We start from the raw sequence: 25,096 nt of genomic DNA on the forward strand, positions 1-25,096 counted from the left end.
CTACAGGTCGGACTGGCCGTTGAGCGCGGCCCGCACCAGGTCTGCCACTGTCATCGAGTCGACGGACTCGCCGTCGTCGTCCGCGGCCCGGCCGCCGCGTCCGGCGAGCTGGAGCAGGGGCTCCAGGACCCCGATCTCCCGCAGTTGGTCGAGCGGGACGGAGGCCAGCAGGGCCCGGATCTCCGTCTCGTCGTCGGACCCGGCCGGCTCGTCCGGGAAGAGCCCGCCGAGGATGTGCTCCCCCAGGGCCAGGGGGGTCGGGTGGTCGAAGACCAGCGTCGCCGGCAGGTTCAGGCCGGTGGCCGCGCTCAGTTGGTTGCGCAGCTCGACGGCGCCGAGGGAGTCGACACCCAGGTCGCGGAAGGACCGTTCGGCGGCGACCGCTTCGGTGTCGGGGTAGCCGAGCACCTGCGCGGCGCGGGTGCGCACCAGGTCCACGACGGTGTCCAGGCGGCGGGCGAGCGGCAGCGCGGCCAGTCGGGCGGCGAGCCCGCCGCCGTCCGCGGCCTGCTCCGCCTGGGCGGCGAGCGCCTCGCGGTAGCCGGGGAACTCCCGCAGCAGGGCGCTGGGTCGGCTGCCGCCGAAGGCGCCGGCGAACCGGTCCAGGGCCACCTCGGCGACCACCGCGGTCGGCTCCTTCTCGGCGACCAGGCGCAGCAGGGCCTCCACGGCGAGGTGCGGGTCCATGGCGCCGACCCCGGCGCGCCGGGCGGCCTCGTCGGCGCCGTCGGCATCGGCCATGCCGCCGCCTCCCCAGGCACCCCAGGAGACCGACGTGGCGGGCAGGCCGAGCACCCGGCGCTGTTCGGCGAGCGCGTCCAGGACGGCGTTGGCGGCGGCGTAGTTGGCCTGGCCCGGGTTGCCGACCGCGGCGGAGGCGGAGGAGAAGAGGACGAACGCGGCCAGCTCGCGGTCCCGGGTCAGCTCGTCCAGCAGCAGGGCCGAGGTGACCTTGGCGCGGAACACCTCCTGGAACCGCTCGGGGGTGAGCCGGTCCAGCACGCCGTCGTCGAGGACGCCGGCGGTGTGCACCACGCCGGTCAGCGGCCGGTCGGCGGGCAGCGCGTCCAGGACGGCCGTCAGCTGGTCGCGGTCGGCGACGTCGCAGGCGGCGACGGTGACGCCGGTGCCCAACGCGTCGAGTTCCGCGCGCAGTTCCGCCGCACCGGGGGCGTCCGGGCCGCGGCGGCTGAGCAGGACGAGGTGCTGGGCGCCGTCCTTGGCCAGGCGGCGGGCGACGTGCGCGCCGAGGGCGCCGGTGCCGCCGGTGACCAGGACGGTGCCGGACGGGTGCCAGGGCCGGGACGACTTGCGGCCGGGGGCCGGCACCAGTCGGCGGGCGAGCACCGCGGTGCCGCGCACGGCGACCTGGTCCTCGCCGTCCAGACCGGCCAGGACGGCGGCGAGGCCGGCCGCGGACCGCTCGTCGGGCTCCTCCGGCAGGTCCACCAGGCCGCCCCAGCGCTGCGGGTGCTCCAGGGCCGCGACCCGGCCCAGGCCCCAGACGGCGCCTTGGAGCGGTCGGTGCGGCCGGTCGGTGCGGCCGGCGGAGACGGCGCTGCGGGTGACGCACCACAGCGGTGCGGCGACGCCGGCGTCGCCGAGGGCCTGGAGGAGGACGGTGGTCAGGGCGGTGCCCTCGGGCACCGCGCCGGTGAGCGTGTCGCGCAGGGCCAGCAGGGAGACCACGCCGCCGAAGCGGGTGCCGTCGGCGGTGCGGGCCGCGATCGCGTCGGCCAGCGCGGCCCGGTCGGCCTCCGCGACCTCCAGACGCACGAGGTGGGTGCCGAGGCCGTCGAGGGTGGTGGTCACCCAGGGGTCGTCGGCGAGGCCCTCGGGGACCACCGCGAGCCAGGTGCCGCTGAGCGCCTTGCGGTGTGCCAGGGCGGCGCCGGTGAGCCGCTTCCAGACGATGCGGTGGCGCCAGCTCGCCAGTTGGGACTCGTCGGCCTGGCGGCTGCGCCAGTCCATCAGGGCCGGCAGCACCTTGGACAGTGCGTCGCTCTCGACGTCGAGTACGGATTCCAATGCGGTGAAGTCCTCCTGTGCGACGGCGTCCCAGAAGGCCGCGTCGGTCTCGGCCGGCTGTCCGGCTGCCGGGGCGACCGATGCGGCGCCCGGAAGGGACTCCGGCCAGAAGCGGCCGCGCTGGAAGGGGTACGTCGGAAGGTCCAGCCACTGGGCGCCGCGGCCGGCGAAGTACGCGTCCCAGCGCGGACCCGCGCCGTGGACGTGCAGGTGCGCGACGGCGCCGACCAGCGTCTCGTCCTCGCCGCGGGTGCGGCGCAGGGCCGGGACGACGACGGTGTCCGGTGCGCACTGGCGGGCCATGGCCGACAGCACGGCGTCCGGGCCGAGTTCGAGGAAGAGGTGCACGCCGCGGTCGGCCATCGTGCGCACGCCGTCGGCGAACCGTACGGTGCCGCGGACGTGGCGCACCCAGTAGTCCGCGGAGCACAGGTCGGCCGCGTCGGCGACGTCCCCGGTGAGGTTGGAGACCACCGGGATGCGCGGCGGGTGGTATTCCAGGCCCTCGGCGACGGTGCGGAAGTCCGCCAGCATCGGGTCCATGAGGTGCGAGTGGAAGGCGTGGCTGACCCGCAGCCGGGTGGTGCGGTGGCCCCGTTCGGCCAGCGTCTCGGCCAGGGCGGTCACGGCGTCGCCCGCGCCGGAGAGGACCACGGCGGTCGGGCCGTTGACCGCGGCGAGGGACACGCCGTCGGTGAGGAGCGGGGTGACCTCGTCCTCGGTGGCCTCGACGGCGATCATGGCGCCGCCGGCCGGGAGGCGCTGCATCAGGGCGGCGCGGGCGGCGACCAGGCGGCAGGCGTCGTCCAGGGAGAGCACCCCGGCGACGTGGGCCGCGGCGAGCTCGCCGACGGAGTGGCCGGCCACGAAGTCGGGCCGCACGCCCCAGGATTCGATCAGGCGGTAGAGCGCGACTTCGACGGCGAACAGGGCGGGCTGGGTGTTCCCGGTGGCGTGCAGCGCCTCCTCGTCGGTGCCCCAGACGACGTCCCGCAGGGGGGTGTCGAGCCGGTCGTCGAGGCGGGCCAGTACGGCGTCGAACGCCTCGGCGAACACCGGGTGGCGCTCGTACAGTTCGCGGCCCATGCCCAGGCGCTGGGAGCCCTGGCCGGAGAAGAGCACGGCGCGCTTTCCGGTGCGCTGGAGGTGGTGTTCGGCGGTGTGCGGGGCGGTGGTGCCCTCGGCGACGGCGGTCAGGCCGGTGCGGAGGCCGTCGTGGTCGGTGGCGGTGATCGCGGCCCGGTGCTCGAAGGCGGCCCGGGTGGTCGCCAGGGAGTACGCCAGGTCGGCGGTCCGGGTGTCGGGGTGGGCGGTGAGGCGGGCCAGGAGTCGGCGGGCCTGGGCGCGCAGGGCGTTCTGCGAGCGGCCGGAGAGCAGGAACGGCAGCGGGGCGCCGTCGTCCGCGGGGCGCGCGGGCAGTTCCTCGCGCGGCGGCTGCTCCAGGATGGCGTGGGCGTTGGTGCCGCTGGCGCCGAAGGAGGAGACGGCGGCGCGGCGCGGCCGACCGGAGTCGGGCCACGGGGTCCTGGCGGTGAGCAGGTGGGCGCGGCCGGCGGTCCAGTCCACGTGCGACGAGGGGTTCTCGGCGTACAGGGAGCGCGGCAGTTCGCCGTGCTGCATGGCGAGGACCATCTTGATGACGCCGCCGACGCCGGAGGCGGCCTGGGTGTGGCCGATGTTGGACTTCAGCGAGCCGAGCAGCACGGGCCGTTCGCGGTCCTGGCCGTAGGTGGCGAGCAGGGCCTGGGCCTCGATGGGGTCGCCGAGCTTGGTGCCGGTGCCGTGCGCCTCGACGGCGTCGATGTCGGCGGGGCGCAGGCGGGCGTTGGCGAGGGCCTGGCGGATGACGCGCTGCTGGGCGGGGCCGCTGGGGGCGGTCAGGCCGTTGGACGCGCCGTCCTGGTTGATGGCGGAGCCGCGGAGCACGGCGAGGACGCGGTGACCGTTGCGGCGGGCGTCGGAGAGCCGTTCGACGACGAGCATGCCCACGCCTTCGGACCAGCCGGTGCCGTCGGCGTCGTCGGAGAAGGCCCGGCAGCGGCCGTCCGGCGACAGGGCGCCCTGGGCGCTGAACTCGACGAAGCCCACCGGGGTGGCCATCACGGTCACGCCGCCGGCCAGCGCGATCGAGCATTCGCCGGCGCGCAGGGCCTGCGCGGCCAGGTGCAGCGCGACCAGCGACGAGGAGCAGGCGGTGTCGACCGACACGGTGGGGCCCTGGATGCCGAAGGTGTAGGCGAGGCGACCGGAGAGCAGGCTGGCGGACTGGGCGGTCTGCCACTGCCCGGCCTCCTCCGGCGGCCGGTAGTCGCCGGAGCCGCCGCCGACGAAGACGCCGGTGGTGCCGCTGCCGCGCAGCGTCGCCGGGTCGATGCCGGCCCGCTCCAGGGCCTCCCAGGACGTTTCGAGCAGGATCCGCTGCTGCGGGTCCATCACCAGGGCCTCGCGCGGCGAGATGCCGAACAGGCCGGGGTCGAAGTCGGTGGCGTCGTAGAGGAATCCGCCCTGGGCGGTGGCGCTGCGGCCCGGTCCGTCGCCGGCGAGCGCGGCCAGGTCCCAGCCGCGGTCGGTCGGGAAGTCGCCGACCGCGTCGATCCCGTCGCCGACCAGCTGCCACAGGTCCTCGGGCGAGGTGACCCCGCCGGGGTAGCGGCAGGCCATGCCGACGATGACGATCGCGTCGTCGTCGGCGCCGGAGGCGACGGGGGCGGTCACCGGTGCGGCGGAGTCGACCGCCTCGCCCAGGAGTTGGGCGCGCAGGTGGGCGGCGAGGGCGGCCGGGTTGGGGTGGTCGAAGACGAGGGTGGCGGGCAGGGCGAGGCCGGTTTCCGCGGTGAGCTGGTTGCGCAGGTCGACCGCGGTCAGCGAGTCGAAGCCCAGGTCGCGGAAGGGCAGATCGGGTTCGAGCAGGTCGTGGTCGGCGTGGCCGAGGACGGTCGCGGCCTTCTCGGTGACCAGTGCCAGCAGGACGGCGTCGTGGTCCGCGGCGGGCTGCTCGGCGAGCCACCGGCCGTAGTCGCCGGCGGCGGTCTGTCGGTCGGCGCGGTCCCGGGCGGCCTCGGCGAGCGCGCCGCGGGCCTCGGGCAGGGCGTCGAACAGGGCGGTGCGGCGGGCCTCGTGGTGGAGGGGCGCGAAGGTCTCCCAGCGGACGTCGGCGACCGTCTCGGCTGCGGGCCCGTCGGCGACGGCCCGGCCGAGGGCGGCCAGTGCGGTGTCCGCGTCCATCACCGGCAGGCCGTTCATCCGCAGGTGGGCGGCGAGGGACCGGTCGGCCAGGCCGGACCAGGCGCCCCAGGCGACGGCCAGCGCCGGGGTGCCGCGGTCGCGGCAGGCGCGGGCGAAGGCGTCGAGGTAGGCGCCGGACGCGGCCTCGGCGGCCCGGCCGCGCACGCCCCAGACGCCGGCGATGGAGCCGAAGAGGACGAAGGCGTCCAGCGGCCGGCCGGTGAGGGCGGCGCCGAGGGCGGTGACGGGGGCGAGCGCGGCGGACAGCTCGGCCGCGGTGTCAGGGGCGGCGCCGGCCTCCGGCGCGTACACGACCGCGGTGAGCGGGGTGTCGTCGGGCAGTCCGTCGAGGAGCGCGGCGAAGCCGTCCGGGGCGGTGGGGTCGTGGTCCACGACGGTGATCCGGGCGCCGAACGCGGCCAGTTCGGCCGTCAGGGCCTCGGTGTCCGCGGCGGTCGCGGTGCCGTGGGGGGCGGTCAGGACGAGGTGGCGGGCGCCCTCGCGGGCCAGCCAGCGGGCGGCCCGGCCGCCCATGGTGCCAGTGCCGCCGGTGCCGCCGACGACCACGACGGTGCCGGTCGGCAGCCAGGTGGCGCCGTCGGCGGCGGCCGGCGTACGGACCAGGCGACGGGCGTGGATGCCGGTGGCGCGGACCGCGATCTCGGCCTCGGTGCCCGGCGCGGCCAGGTGTGCGGCGAGCAGCCCGGCGGCGTGCGCGTCGGTGTCGGCGGGCAGGTCGGCCAGGCCGCCGAAGCGGTCCGGGTGGTCCAGCGCGGCGACCCGGCCCAGGCCCCACAGGGCGGCCTGGCCGACGGCGGTCGGGGACTCCCCCGCGACCGCGACGGCGCCGCGGGTGACGCACCACAGGGGCGCGTGCACGCCGGCCTCGTCCAGGGTGGCGAGGAGGGCGGCGGGCCAGGCCCCGTCCGCGGGCAGCTCCTCGGACGCGGCGGCGAGCAGCGACACCACGACGCGCCAGGGTGTGTCGCCGGCGGCCGTCAACTGCTCGGCCAGGGCGTCGGGTTCGGTCGTGACGGTGTCGGCGCCGAGTGCGTCGGCGACGGCCGTCATCCAGGCGGTGTCGCGGTTCCCGGCCGGGACGAGGACCAGGGCGCGGCCGGCCGGTGCGGTCGTCTCGGGTGCCGGCAGCGGGGCCCAGGTCTCGTGGTAGCGCCACTGCGCGGCGGCGGACCGGGCGCCCTGGCGGCGCCGCCAGGCGGACAGCGCCGGCACCATCGCGGTGACGGTGTCGCCGTCCAGGCCGAGGGAGGCGGCCAGGCCCTCCAGGTCCGCGCGTTCGACGGCCGTCCAGAAGGCGGCGTCGGCCGGGTCCTGCGGGGCGTCCGCGGGGGCGCCGGGCTCGGGCCAGTACCGCTCCCGCTGGAAGGCGTAGGTGGGCAGATCGGTCCGATGGCCGCCGGTGGCCTCGAAGTAGGCGGGCCAGGACGGGCCGGTGCCGTGGGTGTGCAGGGTGGCCAGGCCCTCCAGGAGGGCGAGGTCGCCGGCGCGGTCGCGGCGCTGGAGCGGCACGACGACGGCGGGCGCGCCGGCCTCGACGGTGTCGAGGGTCTGCTGGGTCAGGGCGGCGAGCACGCCGTCCGGGCCGATCTCCACGAAGGTGCCGGCGCCGGCGTCGTGCAGGGCGCGCACGCCGTCGGCGAACCGCACGGTCTCGCGGACGTGCCGCACCCAGTAGCCGGGGGTGCGCAGTTCGGCGCCGGCCGGGGCGCCGAGGAGGGTGGAGACGAGGGGGATGCGCGGCTCGTGGTAGGTCAGGCCCTCCGCGGCCCGGGCGAACTCGGTGAGCATCGGGTCCATCAGCGGCGAGTGGAAGGCGTGGCTGACCGTCAGCCGGCGGGTGCGGCGGCCGTCGGCGGCGAGCCGGTCGGCGACCGCGCGGACGGCGTCCTCGGCGCCGGCGACGACCACCGAGCGGGGGCCGTTGACCGCGGCGACCGCGACGCCGTCGGTGAGCAGCGGCGCGACCTCGTCCTCGGTGGCCTCCAGGGCCACCATCGCGCCGTCCTGCGGCAGTTGCTGCATGAGGGAGGCGCGGGCGGCGACCAGTGTGCAGGCGTCCTCCAGGGAGAACACCCCGGCGACGTGTGCGGCGGCGATCTCGCCGATGGAGTGGCCGGCGACGAAGTCCGGCGTCAGCCGCCAGGACTCGGCGAGCCGGAACAGCGCGACCTCGACGGCGAACAGCGCGGGCTGGGTGAAGCCGGTCTGGTCCAGGAGCGCGGCCTCGGGGGTGCCGGGCGCGGCGAACAGCGCGGCGCGCAGCGGGACGTCCAGCACGGTGTCGAACTGGGCGAGGACGGTGTCCAGTGCGTCGGCGTAGACCGGGAAGCGCTGGTACAGGTCGTGGCCCATCAGGGCGTGCTGGGCGCCCTGCCCGGAGAACAGGAACGCGGTGCGGCCGGGGGTGCGGGGCGCGGTGGCGCGGGCGGCCTCGCGCACCCCGTCCGGGCCGGCGAGCAGCACGGCGCGGTGCGGGAAGAGCGTGCGGTCGGTGGCCAGCGAGCGGCCGACGTCCGCCGTCGAGCGCGCGGGGTGGGCGGCGGTGTGCGCGGTGAGACGGTCCAGTTGCGCCTGGAGCGCTTCCCGGCTGCGTCCGGAGACGATCCAGGGGACGACGGTGGGCGTGGCCTCCGGTGCCGGCTCGGCGGCCGGGGCGTCGGCGGCGGGGGCTTCGGGTTCGGGGGCCTGCTCGACGACGACGTGGGCGTTGGTGCCGCTGACGCCGAAGGCGGAGACGCCGGCGCGCCGCGGCTGCCCGGTCTGTGGCCAGGGCCGCGCGTCGTCGAGGAGCGCGACGGTGCCGCCGCTCCAGTCGACGTGGCTGGACGGGGTGCCCACGTGCAGCGTCCTGGGCAGGGTGCCGTGGCGCATCGCCATCAGCATCTTGATGACGCCGGCGGCGCCGGCGGCGGCCTGGGTGTGTCCGATGTTGGACTTGACGGTGCCCAGCAGCAGCGGTCGTTCGGCGTCCCGGTCCCGGCCGTAGGCGGTGATCAGGGCGCGGGCCTCGATCGGGTCGCCGAGGGTGGTGCCGGTGCCGTGCGCCTCGATCGCGTCGATGTCGGCGGGGCGCAGGCGGGCGTCGGCGAGTGCCTGGGCGATGACGCGCTGCTGGGAGAGGCCGTTGGGCGCGGTCAGGCCGTTGGACGCGCCGTCCTGGTTGACGGCGGTGCCGCGGATCAGGCCGAGGACCTGGTGGCCGTTGCGGCGGGCGGCGGAGAGGCGTTCCAGGACGAGGATGCCGACGCCTTCGGACCAGGCGGTGCCGTCGGCGGCGTCGGAGAACGCCTTGCAGCGCCCGTCGGGTGCCAGGCCGCCCTGGGTGGAGAACTCGACGAAGGAGTCCGGGCTGGCCATGACCGAGACGCCGCCGGCCACCACGAGGTCGCACTCGCCGGCGCGCAGCGCCCGGCCGGCCCAGTGCAGGGCGACGAGCGAGGAGGAGCAGGCGGTGTCGATGGTGACGGCCGGGCCTTCGAGGCCGAGCGCGTAGGACAGCCGGCCGGACATCACGCTGGCGGTGTTGCCGGTGGCGACGTAGCCGGCCACGTCCGAGGCGGAGCGGCGCAACAGCGTCGGGTAGTCCTGGCCGTTGGTGCCGACGAAGACGCCGGTGGTGGAGCCGCGCAGCGCGGCCGGGTCGATGCCGGCCCGCTCCAGCGCCTCCCAGGTGGTCTCCAGCAGCAGCCGCTGCTGGGGGTCCATGGCCAGCGCCTCGCGGGGCGAGATGCCGAAGAACCGGGCGTCGAAGTCGGCGACGCCGGAGAGGAAGCCGCCCTCCAGGGTGTCGGAGGCGCCGGCGCCCAGCGCGGCGAGGTCCCAGCCGCGGTCGTCGGGGAAGTGGCTGATGCCGTCGCGGCCCTCGTCGAGGAGCTGCCAGAGCTCCTCCGGGGTGGTGACGCCGCCGGGGAAGCGGCAGCCGATGCCGATGACGGCGATCGGGTCGTCGTCGAAGGGGGTACCGCCCTGCTCGAACGAAGCTGAGAGCTTGGGGGACGTGGTGGCGAAGGTCCCGGCGGTGTCGGTGGGCAGGGTGCCGAGGAGTTCGGCGAGCAGGAAGTCCGCCATCTCGCGCGGGGTGGGCAGGTCGTAGACCAGGGTGGCGGGCAGGCTCAGGCCGGTGGCGGCGTTGAGGGCGTTGCGCAGTTCCAGGATGGTCAGCGAGTCGAAGCCCAGGTCGCGGAAGGCGTGGTCGTCCTCGACGGTGCGCGGGTCGGCGTGGCCGAGGACGGCGGCGACCTGGGTGCGCAGCAGGTCCAGGACCGCTGCCGGGCGCTCGTGCTCCGGCAGTTCGGCGAGTCGCTGCCGCAGGCCGGTGGCGGCGCCGGTGGCGGTCGCGGCCGTGGCCCGGCCGGTCTCGGGGAGGTCGGCGACGAACGGCAGCGGGCGGACCGCGGCGAAGGCGCGCTGGAAGCGCTCCCAGTCGATGTCGGCGAGCGCGACGGTGGTGTCGTCGTTCTCGATGGCGCGCAGCAGGGCGCGCACGGCCGGTTCGGGGGCGAGCGGTTCGAAGCCGCCGCGCCGTACCCGGTCGGTGAGTTCGGCGGTGTCGGCGACCATGCCGGAGTCGGCCCACGGGCCCCAGGCGACGGACAGCGCGGTCAGGCCGCGGGAGCGGCGGTGCTCGGCGAGGGCGTCCAGGTGGGCGTTGGCCGCGGCGTAGTTGCCCTGTCCGGCGGCGCCGAGGACGCCGGCCGTGGAGGAGAACAGCACGAACGCGGCGAGGTCCAGGTCGGCGGTCAGCTCGTGCAGGTGGTGGGCGGCGACGGTCTTGGCGCGCAGCACCGCGGCGAAGCTCTCCGGTGTGAGCGCGTCCACGACGTGGTCCTCGACGACGCCGGCGGTGTGGAACACCGCGCACAGCGGGGCGTCGTCGGGCAGTTCGGCCAGGAGCGCGGCCAGCGCGTCGCGGTCGGCGGCGTCGCAGGCGGCGAGGGTGACCCGGGCGCCCAGTTCCTCCAGTTCGGCGCGGAGCGCGTCGGCGCCGGGGGCGGCCGGGCCGCGGCGGCTGGTGAGCAGCAGGTGGGTGGCGCCGTCGCGGGCCAGGCGGCGGGCGACGTGGCCGCCGATGCCGCCGGTGCCGCCGGTGATCAGTACGGTGCCGGCCGCCGGGTCGAAGGCGGTGCGGGCGGTGTCGGGGCCGGCCGGGGCGTGGGCCAGGCGGCGGAGGAAGACGCCGGAGGGCCGCAGGGCTACCGCGTCCTCGCCGTCGGTGGCCGCGAGCACGGCGCGCAGCCGGCGGGCGGCCTGGCCGTCCAGGGTGGCGGGCAGGTCGAGGGTGCCGCCGAACCGGGCCGGCAGTTCCAGGGCGACGGCGCGGCCCAGGCCCCAGACGGCGGCCTGTTCGGGCGCGGTGACCTGTTCGGCGCGGCCGACGGCCACGGCGCCGCGGGTGACGTTCCACAGCGGCGCGTCGATGCCGGCGTCGCCGAGGGCCTGGACGGCGGTGGTGGTGAGGGTGAGGGCGGCGGGCGCACCGGGGTGGCCGGCGTCGCCGGTGGCGAGCGGCAGCAGGGACAGCACACCGCTGAACGGGCCCTGGTCGCTGGCGACTTCGGTGATCCGGGCGGCCAGCGCGGCGCGGTCGGTGGTGGTGACCGGCAGCCGGACGGTGGTGGTGCCCAGGGCGGTCTCGACGTCGGCGGCCCAGGCCGCGGTCTCGGCGTCCTGCCGGTCCTGGTGGTCGTGCGGGACCAGCACGAGCCAGCGGCCGGTGAGGGCGGCGGGTGCGGTGGCGCCGCCGCGCGGCTTCCAGGTGACGCGGTAGCGCCAGGAGTCCAGTTCGCTCTGCTCGCCGCGGCGCCGGCGCCAGGCGGTGAGCGCGGGGACCATCGCGTTGACGGTGGCGTCGTCCAGGTCCAGGGAGGCGGCGAGGGCGGCGACGTCGTCCCGTTCGACGGCGGCCCAGAACTCGGCGTCGAGGGCGGATCCGGGCGTGCGGGCCGTCGCGGCGGCGGTGGTGTCGGGCCAGTACCGCTCGCGTTGGAACGCGTAGGTCGGCAGCGTGGTCCGGCGCGCGCCGTGGTCGGCGAAGTACCCGCTCCAGTCGACGCGGGCGCCGTGCGCGTGGGCCGCGGCGACGGCGGTGACCAGGGCCGCTTCCTCGGGCCGGTCGCCGCGCAGGGTCGGCAGCAGGGCCGTGCGGGACGGGTCGGTGAGGCTCTCCCGGGCCATGCCGCTGAGCACGCCGTCCGGGCCGAGCTCCAGGAAGGTGTGGACGTCGCCCTGGGTGGCGAGCCAGTCGATGCCGTCGGCGAAGCGGACCGCTGCGCGGACGTGCCCGACCCAGTAGTCGGGCGTGCAGACCTGTTCGGCGGTGGCCAGGCCGCCGCTGACGTTCGACACGAACGGGATCGTCGGCGGGTGGTAGGTCAGCCCGCGGGCGACGGCGGCGAAGTCGTCGAGCATGGCGTCCATCAGCGGCGAGTGGAAGGCATGGCTCACCCGCAGCCGCTTGGTCCGGCGCCCGTCGGCGGCGAAGAGGTCGGCGAGGAGGAGCACGTCCTCCTCGACGCCGGCGACGACCACGGACCGCGGCCCGTTGACGGCGGCGACGGACACCCGGTCGGTGAGCCCCTCCAGGAGCGGCAGGACCTCGTCCTCCGCGGCCTCCAGGGCGACCATCGCGCCGCCCTCGGGCAGCGCCTGCATGAGCCGGCCGCGGGCGGCGACCAGGGTGCAGGCGTCGTCCAGCGACAGCACGCCGGCGACGTGCGCGGCGGCGATCTCGCCGACGGAGTGGCCGGCCAGGTAGTCCGGGGCCAGGCCCCAGGACGCCAGCAGGCGGAACAGGGCGACCTCGACGGCGAACAGCGCGGGCTGGGCGTAGCCGGTCCGGTCCAGGAGCGCGGCCTCGGCGGAGTTGGGCGCGGCGAACAGCACCTCGCGCAGCGGCCGGTCCGGTCCGTCGTCGAGCCGGGCCAGCACCTCGTCCAGCGCGTCGGCGAACACCGGGTAGCGGTCGTGGAGTTCGCGGCCCATGCCGGCGCGCTGGCTGCCCTGTCCGGTGAACAGGAAGGCGGTCCGGCCGCGTCCTGCGGTGCCCTGGACCAGGCCGGGGTCGGGCCGGCCGTCGCTCAGGGCGCGCAGGCCGCGGGTCAGGGTGTCGCGGTCGGCGGCGATGACGGCGGCGCGGCGCTCCAGCGCGGCGCGCGAGGTGGCGAGGGAGTGGGCGAGGTCGGTGAGGTGGGCCTCGGGCCGCTCCTCGACGAAGGCGAGCAGGCGGGCGGCCTGGGCGCGCAGCGCGGCCTCGCCGCGGCCGGAGAGCAGGACCGGCACCAGGCCGTCCCGCGGCGGGTCGGCGGGCGCGGGCGCCTCGTCCGCGGGGGCCTGTTCGAGGATGGTGTGGACGTTGGTGCCGCTGATGCCGAAGGAGGAGACGGCGGCGCGGCGCGGCCGGCCGGTCTCGGGCCACGGGGTGCGTTCGGTGAGCAGCCCGATGACGCCCGAGGACCAGTCGACGTGCGTGGTGGGCCGGTCGATGTGCAGGGACTTGGGCACCACGCCTTCCTGGAGCGCGCGGACGAGCTTGATGACGCTGGCCACGCCGGACGCCATCTGGGTGTGGCCGATGTTGGACTTCACCGAGCCGAGCAGCAGTGGCCGTTCGGGGGCGCGGTCCTGGCCGTAGGTGGCGAGCAGGGCCTGGGCCTCGATGGGGTCGCCGAGGGCGGTTCCGGTGCCGTGGCCCTCCAGGACGTCGATGTCGCCGGGCGCCACCGCGGAGTTGGCCAGTGCCTGGCGGATGACGCGCTGCTGGGACGGGCCGTTGGGTGCGGTCAGGCCGTTGGAGGCGCCGTCCTGGTTGACGGCGGAGCCGCGGATCACGGCGAGCACCTGGTGCCCGTTGGCGCGGGCGTCGGACAGCCGCTCCAGCAGCACCAGGCCGACGCCCTCGGCGAGGGTCATCCCGTCGGCGCCGTCCGCGTACGCCTTGCAGCGGCCGTCCTCGGCGAGGGCGCGCTGCCGGCTGAAGCCGACGAACGACATCGGGGTGGACATGATGCTGACGCCGCCGGCCAGGGCCAGCGAGCTCTCCCCGTTGCGCAGGGACTGGCAGGCCAGGTGCATGGCGACCAGGGAGGAGGAGCAGGCGGTGTCGAGCGTGACGGCGGGGCCCTCGAAGCCGAAGAGGTAGGACACCCGGCCGGACAGCACGCTGGAGAGGGTGCCGGTGATCATGTGGCCTTCGGAGCCCTCGCTGTTGGGCACGCTGGAGGCGTAGTCCTGGTAGCTGGCGCCGACGAAGGTGCCGGTGCGGCTGCCGCGCTGGGCGACCGGGTCGATGCCGGCGTGCTCGAACGCCTCCCAGGCGGTCTCCAGCAGGAGCCGCTGCTGCGGGTCCATCGACAGCGCCTCGCGCGGCGAGATCCCGAAGAAGCCCGGGTCGAACTCGGCGACGTCGCGCAGGAATCCGCCCTGGACGGAGTAGGTGCGGCCGGGCCGGTCGGGGTCCGGGTCGTAGAGGCCCTCGGCGTCCCAGCCGCGGTCGGCGGGGAAGCCGGAGATCGCGTCGACCTCGTCCAGGGCGATCCGCCACAGGTCCTCGGCGGAGCCGACCCCGCCGGGGTAGCGGCAGCTCATGCCGACGATCGCGATCGGGTCGTCGGCGGCGGGCACGCTGGTCGGGACGGCGGCGGCGCCGGCGGCGGTCCGGGCGCCGGCCAGCTCGCCGTGCAGGTAGGCGGCGAGCGCGGCCGGGTTGGGGTAGTCGAAGACCATCGTCGAGGGCAGCGTCAGGCCGGTGACGGAGGCGAGCCGGTTGCGCAGGCCGACGGCGGTCAGCGAGTCGAAGCCGACGTCGCGGAAGGCCCGCTGGTCGGTGAGGTCCTCGGCGGAGGACAGCCCGAGGACGGACGCCGCCTCGGTGCGGACGGTCTCCAGCAGGGTGCGCTGCTGCTCGGCGTCGGACAGGGCGCGCAGCGCGGCGGCGAACTCGCCCTCGGCGACGGTCCCGGCGCTCTGCTCGGCGGCCGCGGTGAGCCGGCGGACCTCCGGCACCTCGTCGAAGAGCGGGGTGGGGCGGCCGGAGGTGTAGACGGGGTGGTAGGTCTCCCAGTCCACGTCGGCGACCGCGAGCACGTTCTCGTTGTCGTCCAGCGCCCGCTGCAGGCCGCTCAGGGCCAGCTGCGGGTCCATGAACTCCAGGCCGCTTCGCCGGATCATCTGGGGATCGACCCGGCCCAGCTTGAGGTCGTCGGCCCAGATGCCCCAGGACAGCGACAGGGCGGGCAGTCCGCGGGCCCGGCGGTGCTCGGCGAGCGCGGCGAGGTAGGCGTTGCCGGCGACGTAGGCGGCGTGGGCGCCGCTGCCCCACATGCCGGCGGTGGAGGAGTACAGGACGAAGTCGTCCAGCTCTTCGTCGTCGAGCAGTTCGGCGAGGACCTGGGCGCCGGTGACCTTGGCGTGCAGCACCCGGTCGAAGTCCGCCAGGGTGGTGGCGTCCAGGGTGTGCAGCTCGATGGTGGCGGCGGTGTGCACGACGGTGCGGACGGTGCGGCCGTCGGCCGTGAGGTCGGCCAGCAGCGCGGCGACCGCGTCGCGGTCGGTGATGTCGCAGGCGGCGACGGTCGCCTCGGTGCCCGACTCGGCCAGTTCCGCGACGAGTTCGGCGGCGCCCGGGGCGGCCGTGCCGCGCCGGCTGATCAGCACCAGGTGCTCGGCGCCGCGTTCGGCCAGCCAGCGGGCGAGGTGCGGGGCGAGGGTGCCGGAGCCGCCGGTGACCAGCGTGGTGCCGCGCGGCGTCCAGGTGCCGGCGGGCCGCCCGGCGGTGGCCTCGGCCCGCACGATGCGGCGGGTGAAGACCCCGGAGGGCCGGATGGCCAGCTGGTCGTCGCCGCCGAGGGCGCCGGACAGCACGGCGGCGAGCCGCTGGGCGGCCCGGGCGTCGAGGGCGGCGGGCAGGTCGAGGGTGCCGCCCCAGCGCTGCGGGTGCTCCAGCGCCGCGGTCCAGCCGATGCCGGTGACCTGCGCCTGGACGGGCGCGGTCAGCTCGTCGGCCCGGCCGGTGGAGACCGCGCCGCGGGTCAACGCCCATACGGGAGCGTCGATTTCGGCGTCGCCGAGGGCCTGGATCAGTGCCACGGTCAGGGCGGTGCCGAGCACCAGGGAGGTGCCCGGTACCGCGTCGGTCCGCTCGGCGGCGGCGAGGACGGAGACGATGCCGGTCACGTCCTCCACGCCGGCCAGCCGCTCCCGCAGGACGACGCGGTCGGCGCACTCCTCGTCCAGGACCAGCCGGCGCACCTCGGCGCCGTAGGTCTCCAACGCCCCTGCCACATCGGTGTCGTCGATGCCGTCGGCGGTGACCAGCAGCCAGGTGCCGGTCAGGGACGGGTGGGGCAGGGTGCCGCCGAGGGGTTTCCAGGCGACGCGGTAGCGCCAGGCGTCCACGGTGGAGCGGTCGCGGCGGGCCCGGCGCCAGGAGGACAGGGCGGGCAGCACGGCGGCGACGGAGTCCTCGTCGGTGCCGAGCGCGGCGGTCAGCGCGGAGACGTCACCGTCCTCGACCGCGGTCCAGAAGGCCGCGTCGTCCGGGTCGGCGGCGGCGACGGCCTCCGGGGCGGGCGGGACGGCCCACAGGTGTTCGTGCTGGAAGGCGTAGGTGGGCAGGTCGATCCGGGACGCACCGGTCCCCTCGAACAGCCCCGCCCAGTCCACGTCCACACCGCGCACGAAGACCTCGGCGGCCGACAGCAGGAAGCGGTCGGTGCCGCCCTGGTCGCGGCGCAGGGTGCCGGCGGCGACGGCCGGCACGCCGGCCTCGTCGATCGCCTCCTGGACCGCCATCGACAGCACCGGGTGCGAGCTGACCTCGACGAACGCCCGGTACTCCGCCGCCAGCAGGTCGGCCACCGCGTCCGCGAACCGCACCCGGCCGCGCAGGTTGCGGAACCAGTAGCCGGCGTCCATCTGCGCGGTGTCCAGCCAGTCGCCGGTCACGGTCGAGAAGAACGGCACCTCCGACGTGCGCGGCGCCAGCTCCGCCAGCACCTCCAGCAGTTCCTCGTGCAGGTCCTCGACCTGGTGCGAGTGCGAGGCGTAGTCCACCGCGATCCGGCGGGCCCGGATCTCGTCGGCGGTCAGCCGGGCGTGCAGCGCGTCCAGCGCCTCGGGCTCGCCGGCGACCACGACGGACCGCGGGCCGTTGACGGCGGCCACCGACACCCGCCCCTCGAAGCCCTCCAACCGCGGTTCGAGCGCCTCCACCGACAACGCGACGGACATCATCCCGCCCCGCCCCGCCAACGCACGACCGATCGCCTGACTCCGCAGCGCCACCACCCGCGCCCCGTCCCGCAACGACAACCCACCCGACACCACCGCAGCAGCAATCTCCCCCTGCGAATGCCCCACCACCGCATCCGGCTCGACACCACGATCACGCCACAACGCAGCCAACGACACCATCACCGCGAACGACGCCGGCTGCACCACATCAACCCGCTCCAACGACGGCGCACCCACACCACCGCGCAACACATCCACCAGCGACCAATCGGCGAACTCCGCCAACGCCGCCGCACACTCGGCAATCCGCTCCGCGAACACCGGCGACTCATCCAGCAACCGCGCACCCATCCCCACCCACTGCGAACCCTGACCGGGGAACACGAACACCGTCCGACCCTCGACGTCCGCCACGCCACGGGCGACCACGGGTGAGGGCCCGTCCGTCGCGACGGCGCGCAGCGCGGCCAGCGGGTCGGTGCCCGCGGGCGGGACGACGACGGCCCGGTGCTCGAAGCGGGCGCGCGCGGAGACCAGCGACAGGCCGATGTCGAGCGGTCCGGCGGCCGGCGGCGCGGTTTCGGCGGTTTCGGCGGTTTCGGCGTACGCGAGGAGGCGGTCGGCCTGGCCGCGCAGGGCGGCGGCGCTGCGGGCGGTGACCACCCACGGGACGACGCCGGCGGCGATCGGGACCGGTGCCACGGCGGGCCGCTCCTGGGCCGGGGTGTCCGCGACGGGCGCCTGCTCCAGCAGGACATGGGCGTTGGTGCCGCTGATGCCGAACGAGGACACCGCGGCCCGGCGCGGGCGACCGGTCTCCGGCCAGGCGCGCGCCTGGGTCAGCAGCCGGACCGTCCCGGCCGACCAGTCCACGTGCGAGGACGGCGCGTCGGCGTGCAGGGTCGGCGGCAGTTCGGAGTGGCGCAGCGCCATGACCATCTTGATGACGCCGGCGATGCCCGCGGCGGACTGGGTGTGGCCGATGTTGGACTTCACCGAGCCGAGCAGCAGCGCGCTCTCGGGGTCGCGGTCGCGGCCGTAGGTGGCGAACAGTGCCTGGGCCTCGATGGGGTCGCCGAGCGGTGTGCCGGTGCCGTGCGCCTCCAGGGCGTCGATGTCCCCGGGCGCGAGGCGGGCGTTGGCGAGGGCCTGGCGGATGACGCGCTGCTGGGACGGGCCGTTGGGCGCGGTCAGGCCGTTGGAGGCGCCGTCCTGGTTGATGGCGGAGCCGCGGAGGACGGCCAGGACCGGGTGGCCGTTGCGCTGCGCGTCGGAGAGCCGCTCGACGAGGACGACGCCGACGCCCTCGGCGAGCGTCATGCCGTCCGCGTCGTCGGAGAACGCCTTGCAGCGGCCGTCCTTGGCGAGGGCGCGCTGCCGGCTGAACGCGATGAACGGGTTGGGCGTCGTCATGATCGTCGCGCCGCCGGCGACGGCCAGGTTGCTCTCGCCGTTGCGCAGCGACTGGCAGGCCAGGTGCAGCGCCACGAGCGAGGACGAGCAGGCGGTGTCGACGGTGACCGCCGGGCCTTCCAGACCGAAGACATACGACAGCCGGCCGGAGAGCACGCTGGGGCTGCTGCCGGTGACCATGTGGCCCTCGGTGCCGTCGCCCGCGCCCAGGCCGTACTCCTGGTAGCTGGAGCCGACGAAGGTGCCGGTCAGGGTGGACCGGAGGGTTTCCGGACGGATCCCGGCGCGCTCGAAGGACTCCCAGGTGGTCTCCAGCAGGAGCCGCTGCTGCGGGTCCATGACCAGCGCCTCGCGGGGCGAGATGCCGAAGAAGGTGGGGTCGAACTCGTCGGCCTCGTGGAGGAAGCCGCCCTGGGTGGAGTAGGTGGTGCCGGGCCGGTCGGGGTCCGGGTCGAAGAGGTGCCCGGTGTGCCAGCCGCGGTTGACGGGGAACTCGCTGATCGCGTCGGTACCGGAGGCGACCAGGTCCCACAGCTGTTCCGGGGAGCTGACGCCGCCGGGGAAGCGGCAGGCCATGCCGATGATGGCGATCGGCTCGTCGTCGGCGCCGCCGGTGGCGACCGGGCCGGCGACTTCCAGCACCGCGCCGAGGATCTCCGCCCGCAGGTACTGGGCGAGTTCCAGCGGTGTCGGGTAGTCGAAGACCATGGTGCTGGGCAGGGACAGCCCGGTCGCGGCGCCCAGGCGCTTGCGGAGTTCGACCGCGGTCAGCGAGTCGAAGCCGACGTCGCGGAAGGCGCGGCTCTCGGGGACGGCGTCGGCGGAGCTGTGGCCGAGGACGGTGGCGGACTCGGTGCGGACGAGGTCGGTCAGCAGGCGCAGTTGCTCGGGTTCGGCCAGGGCGCGGACGCGGGTGACGACCTCGGAGGCGTCGGCGGCGTCCTGCTCGGTGCGCTCGTCGGCGGCGAGGGCGCGGACCTCGGGCAGGCCGGCGATCAGGGCGCTGGGCCGGGCGGAGGTGAACAGCGGTGCGTAGCGCTGCCAGTCGACGTCCGCGACGGTGACGTTGACGTCCTGCCGGACGACGGCGCGGCGCAGCTCGGTCATGGCCGGGGCCGGGTCGAGCAGGCCGAGGCCCTGGCGGCGCAGGGTCGCGGAGACCGCGTCGTCGGCGGCCATGCCGGCCTCGGCCCACGGGCCCCAGGCGACGGAGGTCGCGGCGAGGCCGCGGGCGCGGCGGTGCAGGGCGAGCGCGTCGAGGTAGGCGTTGGCGGCGCCGTAGGCGCTCTGGTTGCCGCTGCCCCAGACACCGGCGATGGAGCCGAAGAGGACGAAGAAGTCCAGTTCGCGGTCGGCGAGCAGGGCGTCGAGGTGGGCGGCGCCGGCGAGCTTGGCGGCGGTGAGGCCGGCGAACTCGGCGGTGCTCAGGGTGTCCAGCGGGCCGTAGTGGCCGACGCCTGCGGTGTGCACGACACCGGTCAGCGGCAGCTTCTCAGGCAGTGCGGCCTCGGGCAGTGCGGCGAGGACCGCGGCGAGCGCGTCCCGGTCGGCGACGTCGCAGGCGACGACGGACACCGACGGCCCGTAGCCCTCCAGTTCGGCCCGGAGTTCCGCGGCGCCCGGCGCGTCCGGGCCGCGGCGGCTGGTCAGGACGAGGTGCTGGGCGCCGGCGCGGGCCAGCCACCGGGCGACCTCGGCGCCCAGGCCACCGGTGCCACCGGTGATCAGGACGGTGCCGGCGGCGGTGAACTCCGCGGCCGTGGGCAGCGCTTCGACGGTGTGGCGGACGAGCCGGCGGCCGGACACTCCGGTGGCCCGCAGCGCCACCTGGTCCTCGCCGTCCGGTACGTCCTTGACGGCGAGGATCCCGGCGAGCCGCTGTCCGGCCCGCTCGTCGAAGACCTCCGGAAGGTCGACCAGGCCGCCCCACAGCCGCGGGTGCTCCAGGGCGACGCCCCGGCCCAGGCCCCAGGCGGCGGCCTGGACGGGGTGGGTGACCGGGTCGGCGGGGCCGATGGAGACGGCGCCGCGGGTGGCGGTCCACAGCCGGCCCTGGGCGCCGGTGTCGGCGAGGGCCTGGACGAGCGCGACGGTCAGCGCCAGTCCGCGGGTGAGCGGCGGGCAGTCGTCGGCGTCCCGCTCGTCGAGCGGCAGCACGGACAGCACCTGGGTCGCGGCGTCCACGTCGGCGGTCCGTGCCAGCCGTTCGGCGAGCACCGCGCGGTCCGCGCAGGAGTCGTCCAGGAGCAGGCGACGCACCCGCGCGCCGTGCGAGCCGAGGGCGTCGGCCAGGCCGTCGAGGAGGGCTGCCTGGTCGGCCGCTGTGGCGTCGGAGGCGACCAGCAGCCAGGTGCCGTCGAGGACCGGGGCGGCCGGCTTGCTCAGTCGCGTCCACTCCACGCGGTAGCGCAGGGTGTCCAGGAGGTGCTTCTCCTGGTTGCCGCGCCGCCATGAGGTGAGGGCGGGCAGCAGGGAGTCCAGCGGTGTGAGGTCCTGCTCGCCCAGGCCGAGGATGTCGGCGAGTTCGCGGGCGTCGCGGCGCTCCACGGCGGCCCACAGCTGCTGGTCGGCGGGGTCGGCGGCGAGGGCGGCGGCCGGGGCCGGCAGCTGCGGCCAGTAGTACGCGTGCTGGAAGGCGTAGGTCGGCAGGTCGGTGCGCCGGGCGCCGGTGCCGGCGAGGTACGCCGCCCAGTCCACGTCCACGCCGCGCACCTGGAGGCGGGCCAGGGCGGTGGCCGCGGCAAGTTCCTCGGCGCGCCCGGCGCGCAGGATCGGCACCAGTTCGACGTCGTGGTCGTCGCCGAGGGTGTCCTCGGCCATCGCGGTCAGCAGGCCGTCGGGGCCCAGTTCCAGGAAGGCGGTGGCTCCGGCGTCGCGCAGCGTCCGCACGCAGTCGGCGAACCGCACGGCCTCGCGGACGTGCCGCACCCAGTACTCCGCGGTGCACACCTCCGCGTCGTCGGCGCGCCGACCGGTGAGGTCGGAGACGAGCGGGATGCGCGGCGCCCGGTAGGTCAGCCCCTCGGCGACGATCCGGAAGGCGTCCAGCATCCCGTCCATCCGGGGCGAGTGGAAGGCATGGCTCACCCGCAGCCGCTTGGTCTTGCGCCCGCGTTCGGCGAACGTGGCGGCGATCGTCCCGGCCGCCTCCTCGTCGCCGGAGATCACCACGGACTGCGGCCCGTTGACGGCGGCGAGCGCCACCGTGTCGTCGAGGTGCGCCGCGATCTCGGCCTCGGTCGCCTGGACCGCGATCATCGCGCCGCCGGCGGGCAGCGCCTGCATCAGCGTCGCCCGCGCGGCCACCAGGCGGCAGGCGTCCTCCAGTGTCAGCACCCCGGCGACGTGCGCCGCCGCGATCTCACCGATGGAGTGGCCGGCCACGAAGTCCGGACGGACGCCCCAGCTCTCCACGAGCCGGAACAGCGCCACCTCGACGGCGAAGAGAGCGGGCTGGGTCCACCCGGTCTCGTCCAGCAGTGCGGCCTCGTCGCTGCCGTCCTCGGCGAACACCACCTCGCGCAGCGGTCGGTCCAACAGCGGGTCGAGCGCGGCACAGACCGCGTCGAAGGCCGCGGCGAACTGCGGCTGTGCCTCGTGGAGTTCACGCCCCATGGCGGCCCGCTGGCTGCCCTGTCCGGTGAACAGCACCGCGGTCCGGCCGCGTCCGGCGGCCTCGCCCTCGACGACGGCAGGGTCCGGGCGGTCGGTGGCCAGCGCCCCCAGCGAGGCGATCAGCTGGTCGCGGTCCTGCGCCACGACGGCGGCCCGCTGCTCGAAGCGGGACCGGGTGGTGGCCAAGGACAGTGCGACATCGACGAGTTCGGCGTCGGGTCGGGCCTGGAGGTGTCCGAGCAGCCGGGCGGCCTGGCTCCGCAGGGCACTCCGGCCACGCCCCGAGAGCAGCACCGGCACGGCACCCGGCGTGCGCCGCGCCGCACCGGCCGCGGCGATCGCCTTGGCGCCCGGTGCCTGCTCGACGATGACGTGCGCGTTGGTGCCGCTGATGCCGAAGGAGGAGACACCGGCCCGCCGCACCCGACCGGTCTCCGGCCAGGCAGCCTGCTCGCTCAGCAGCTCCACCGCACCCTCGGACCAGTCCACATGCGAGGAAGGCGCATCCACATGCAGCGTCCGCGGCAGCACGCCGTGCCGCATCGCCAGCACCATCTTGATGACGCCGGCGACACCGGCAGCCGCCTGGGTGTGGCCGAGGTTGGACTTGACCGAGCCGAGCAGCAGCGGGTGTTCCTGTTCGCGGTCCTGGCCGTAGGTGGCGAGGAGTGCCTGGGCCTCGATCGGGTCGCCCAGTGTGGTGCCCGTGCCATGGGCCTCGACCGCGTCGACATCGGTCGTGGACAGGCCGCCGCTCGCCAGCGCCTGACGGATCACGCGCTGCTGGGACGGACCGTTCGGCGCGGTCAGGCCGTTGGACGCACCGTCCTGGTTGACCGCCGAACCGCGCACCACGGCCAGGATCTCATGACCGTTGCGCACCGCATCCGACTGACGCTCCAACACCAACACACCCACGCCCTCGGACCAGCCCACACCATCGGCCGCATCCGCGAACGCCTTGCACCGACCGTCCGGCGACAGACCCCGCTGCCGAGCAAAGTCCACAAACACCGCAGGCGTCGACATCACCGTCACACCACCGGCCAACGCCAACCCACACTCACCACTGCGCAACGCCTGCATCGCCCAGTGCATCGCCACCAACGACGACGAACACGCCGTATCCACCGTCACCGCCGGACCCTCAAGACCCAACGTGTAGGCCACCCGACCCGACGCCAAACTCGGCGAACTACCACTGCCCTGGAAACCCTCGAACTCCGGACCGGCCAACATCGCGCTGTAATCGCTGTACATCACCCCCGCGAACACACCCGTCCGACTGCCCCGCAAACTCACCGGATCAATACCGGCCCGCTCAATCGCCTCCCACGACGACTCCAACAACAACCGCTGCTGAGAGTCGGTCGCCAACGCCTCCCGCGGACTCATCCCGAAGAACCCCGGATCGAACTCCCCCGCCTCATGCAGGAACCCACCCGAGCGGGTGTAAGAGGTACCGAGATGGTCGGGGTCCGGGTGGTAGAGGGATTCGACGTCCCAACCACGGTTTGTCGGGAAGCCCGAGACGGCGTCGGTGCCTTCGGTGAGCACGCGCCACAGGTCCTCGGGGGAGCTGACGCCACCGGGGTAGCGGCAGGCCATGCCCACGATGACGATCGGGTCGTCCGCCACCGCCACCGCGGCCCGCTGCACGGTCGCCACCTCGGCATCCGCGCCCAACAACTCGTCCAGGACGTAGCTGGCGAGGTGCCGGACGGTCGGGTAGTCGAAGACCAGGGTGGCGGGGAGCCGCAGGCCGGTGACGGTGTTGAGGCGGTTGCGCAGTTCGACGGCGGTCAGCGAGTCGAAGCCGAGGTCGCGGAAGGCACGGCCGGCGTCGACGTCGCCACCGGTCGCGTGGCCGAGGACGAGGGCGACCTGGCCGCGGACGAGGTCCAGGACCATCTCGTCGCGGCCGTCCTGGTCCAGGCGGCGCAGGCGCTGGGCGAGGTTGCCCGCGGTGGCGGAGCCGGCGACGGCGGCGCGGCGCGCCCGGACGCGGATCAACGACCGTAGCAGCGGCGGCACTTCACCCCGTGCGCGGAGGGCGGGGAGGTCCAGGCGGACGGGCACGCAGGTGGCGTCGGTCCCGGCCACGGCAGCGTCGAAGAGGGCCAGGCCCTGCGCCACGGAGAGCGGCGGGACACCGGAGCGGGCCAGCCGTTCGGACTCGGCGTCCGCGAGCATGCCCGATGTGCCACCGGTCAGCGACCACGGTCCCCAGGCCAGTGACAGGCCGGGCAGACCCTCCGCCCGGCGCTGCATCATCAGCGCGTCCAGGAAGGCGTTCGCCGCCGCGTAGTTGGCCTGACCGGGGCTGCCGAAGACACCGGCGAGGGAGGAGAAGACGACGAACGCCTCCAGGTCCAGGCCGCGGGTCGCCTCATGCAGATGCCAGGCAGCATCCACCTTCGGCCGCAGGACCGCGGACAACCGCCCCCCGGTCAACGCACCCACCATGCCGTCATCCAGCACACCCGCCGCATGAACCACCGCAGACACACCATGCCCGGCAACCAACTCCACCACCGCAGCACGATCGGTCACATCACACGCAACCACCCGCACCCGCGCACCCACACCCGCAAGCTCCGCCACCAACTCACCAGCACCCACCGCACGTTCACCACTGCGACTGACCAACAGCAGATCCCGCACCCCGTACTCGGCCACCAGATGACGCGCCAACACCGCACCCAGACCACCCGTACCACCCGTGACCAGAACCGCACCCTCACCCGAGAACGACACACCAGAGCCGTCATCAGTGCCCTCACCCCCCTCGGTGAGCGGCCACCGCACCAGACGCGCAACCCGCAACACATCACCCCGCACCGCAAGCTGCGGCTCACCACTAGCCAACGCAGCGACGAGCACCCCCGCACCCACCACACCATCCGGATCCAGATCGAGCAGACCGAAACAACCCGGATTCTCCGACTGCGCCGAACGCACCAGACCCCACACCGCAGCAGCAGCCACATCACGCCCGACCGTCGCACCACGGGTCACGAAGACCAGGCGGGCGGCGGCGAAGCGCTCATGGTGGTCGAGCCAGGTCTGTACGGCGGCGAGGGCGTCCGCGGCGCAGCGGTGTGCGGACCGGGCCGGGTCGGCCGCGTCGTCGCCGGTGCCGGCGAGGGACAGCACGACGGTGGTCGGGACCGGGCCGTCCGCCGCGGCGAGGGCGGCGAGGTCCGGGTATGCCGTGGCGTCGGCGAACCCGGCGTGGGTGAGCAGGCCGAAGGGGTCGGCGCCGAGGAGGGCGACGGGCCCGGGGTCGGTGGCGGTCGGCCGGACGGGGGTCCAGTCGAGGCGGAAGAGGGCGTCACGGGCGACGACGGCGGCCGTGTCGAGCTGTTGGGTCGCCACGCTGCGCAGGACGAGCGAGTCGACGGACAGCACGGGCGCACCGGTGCCGTCGGCGACGGTCAGGGCGAGCGCGTCGTCGGCGACCGGGGTCAGGCGGACGCGGAGGGTGGTGGCACCGCCGGCGTGGAGGGCGACGCCCTCCCAGGAGAACGGCAGGCCGCCGCGGCCGCGTTCGCCGAGGCCGGTG

Annotated in this window: 1 protein-coding gene (only partly in view); it reads right to left on the minus strand. The window is 75.5% G+C overall.

The annotated features are described in order from the left end of the window. On the minus strand, positions 1 to 25,096 hold the 3' portion of the coding sequence (locus MOV08_RS03300) for a type I polyketide synthase (RefSeq protein ID WP_275306130.1). Its footprint extends 3,458 nt past the window's final position; only the last 25,096 of its 28,554 coding nucleotides appear in the window; its start codon lies off the right edge, out of view; its stop codon occupies positions 1 to 3.

The sequence above is a fragment of the Streptomyces yunnanensis genome, from assembly GCF_029011865.1.
Classification (GTDB): Bacteria; Actinomycetota; Actinomycetes; order Streptomycetales; family Streptomycetaceae; genus Streptomyces; species Streptomyces yunnanensis.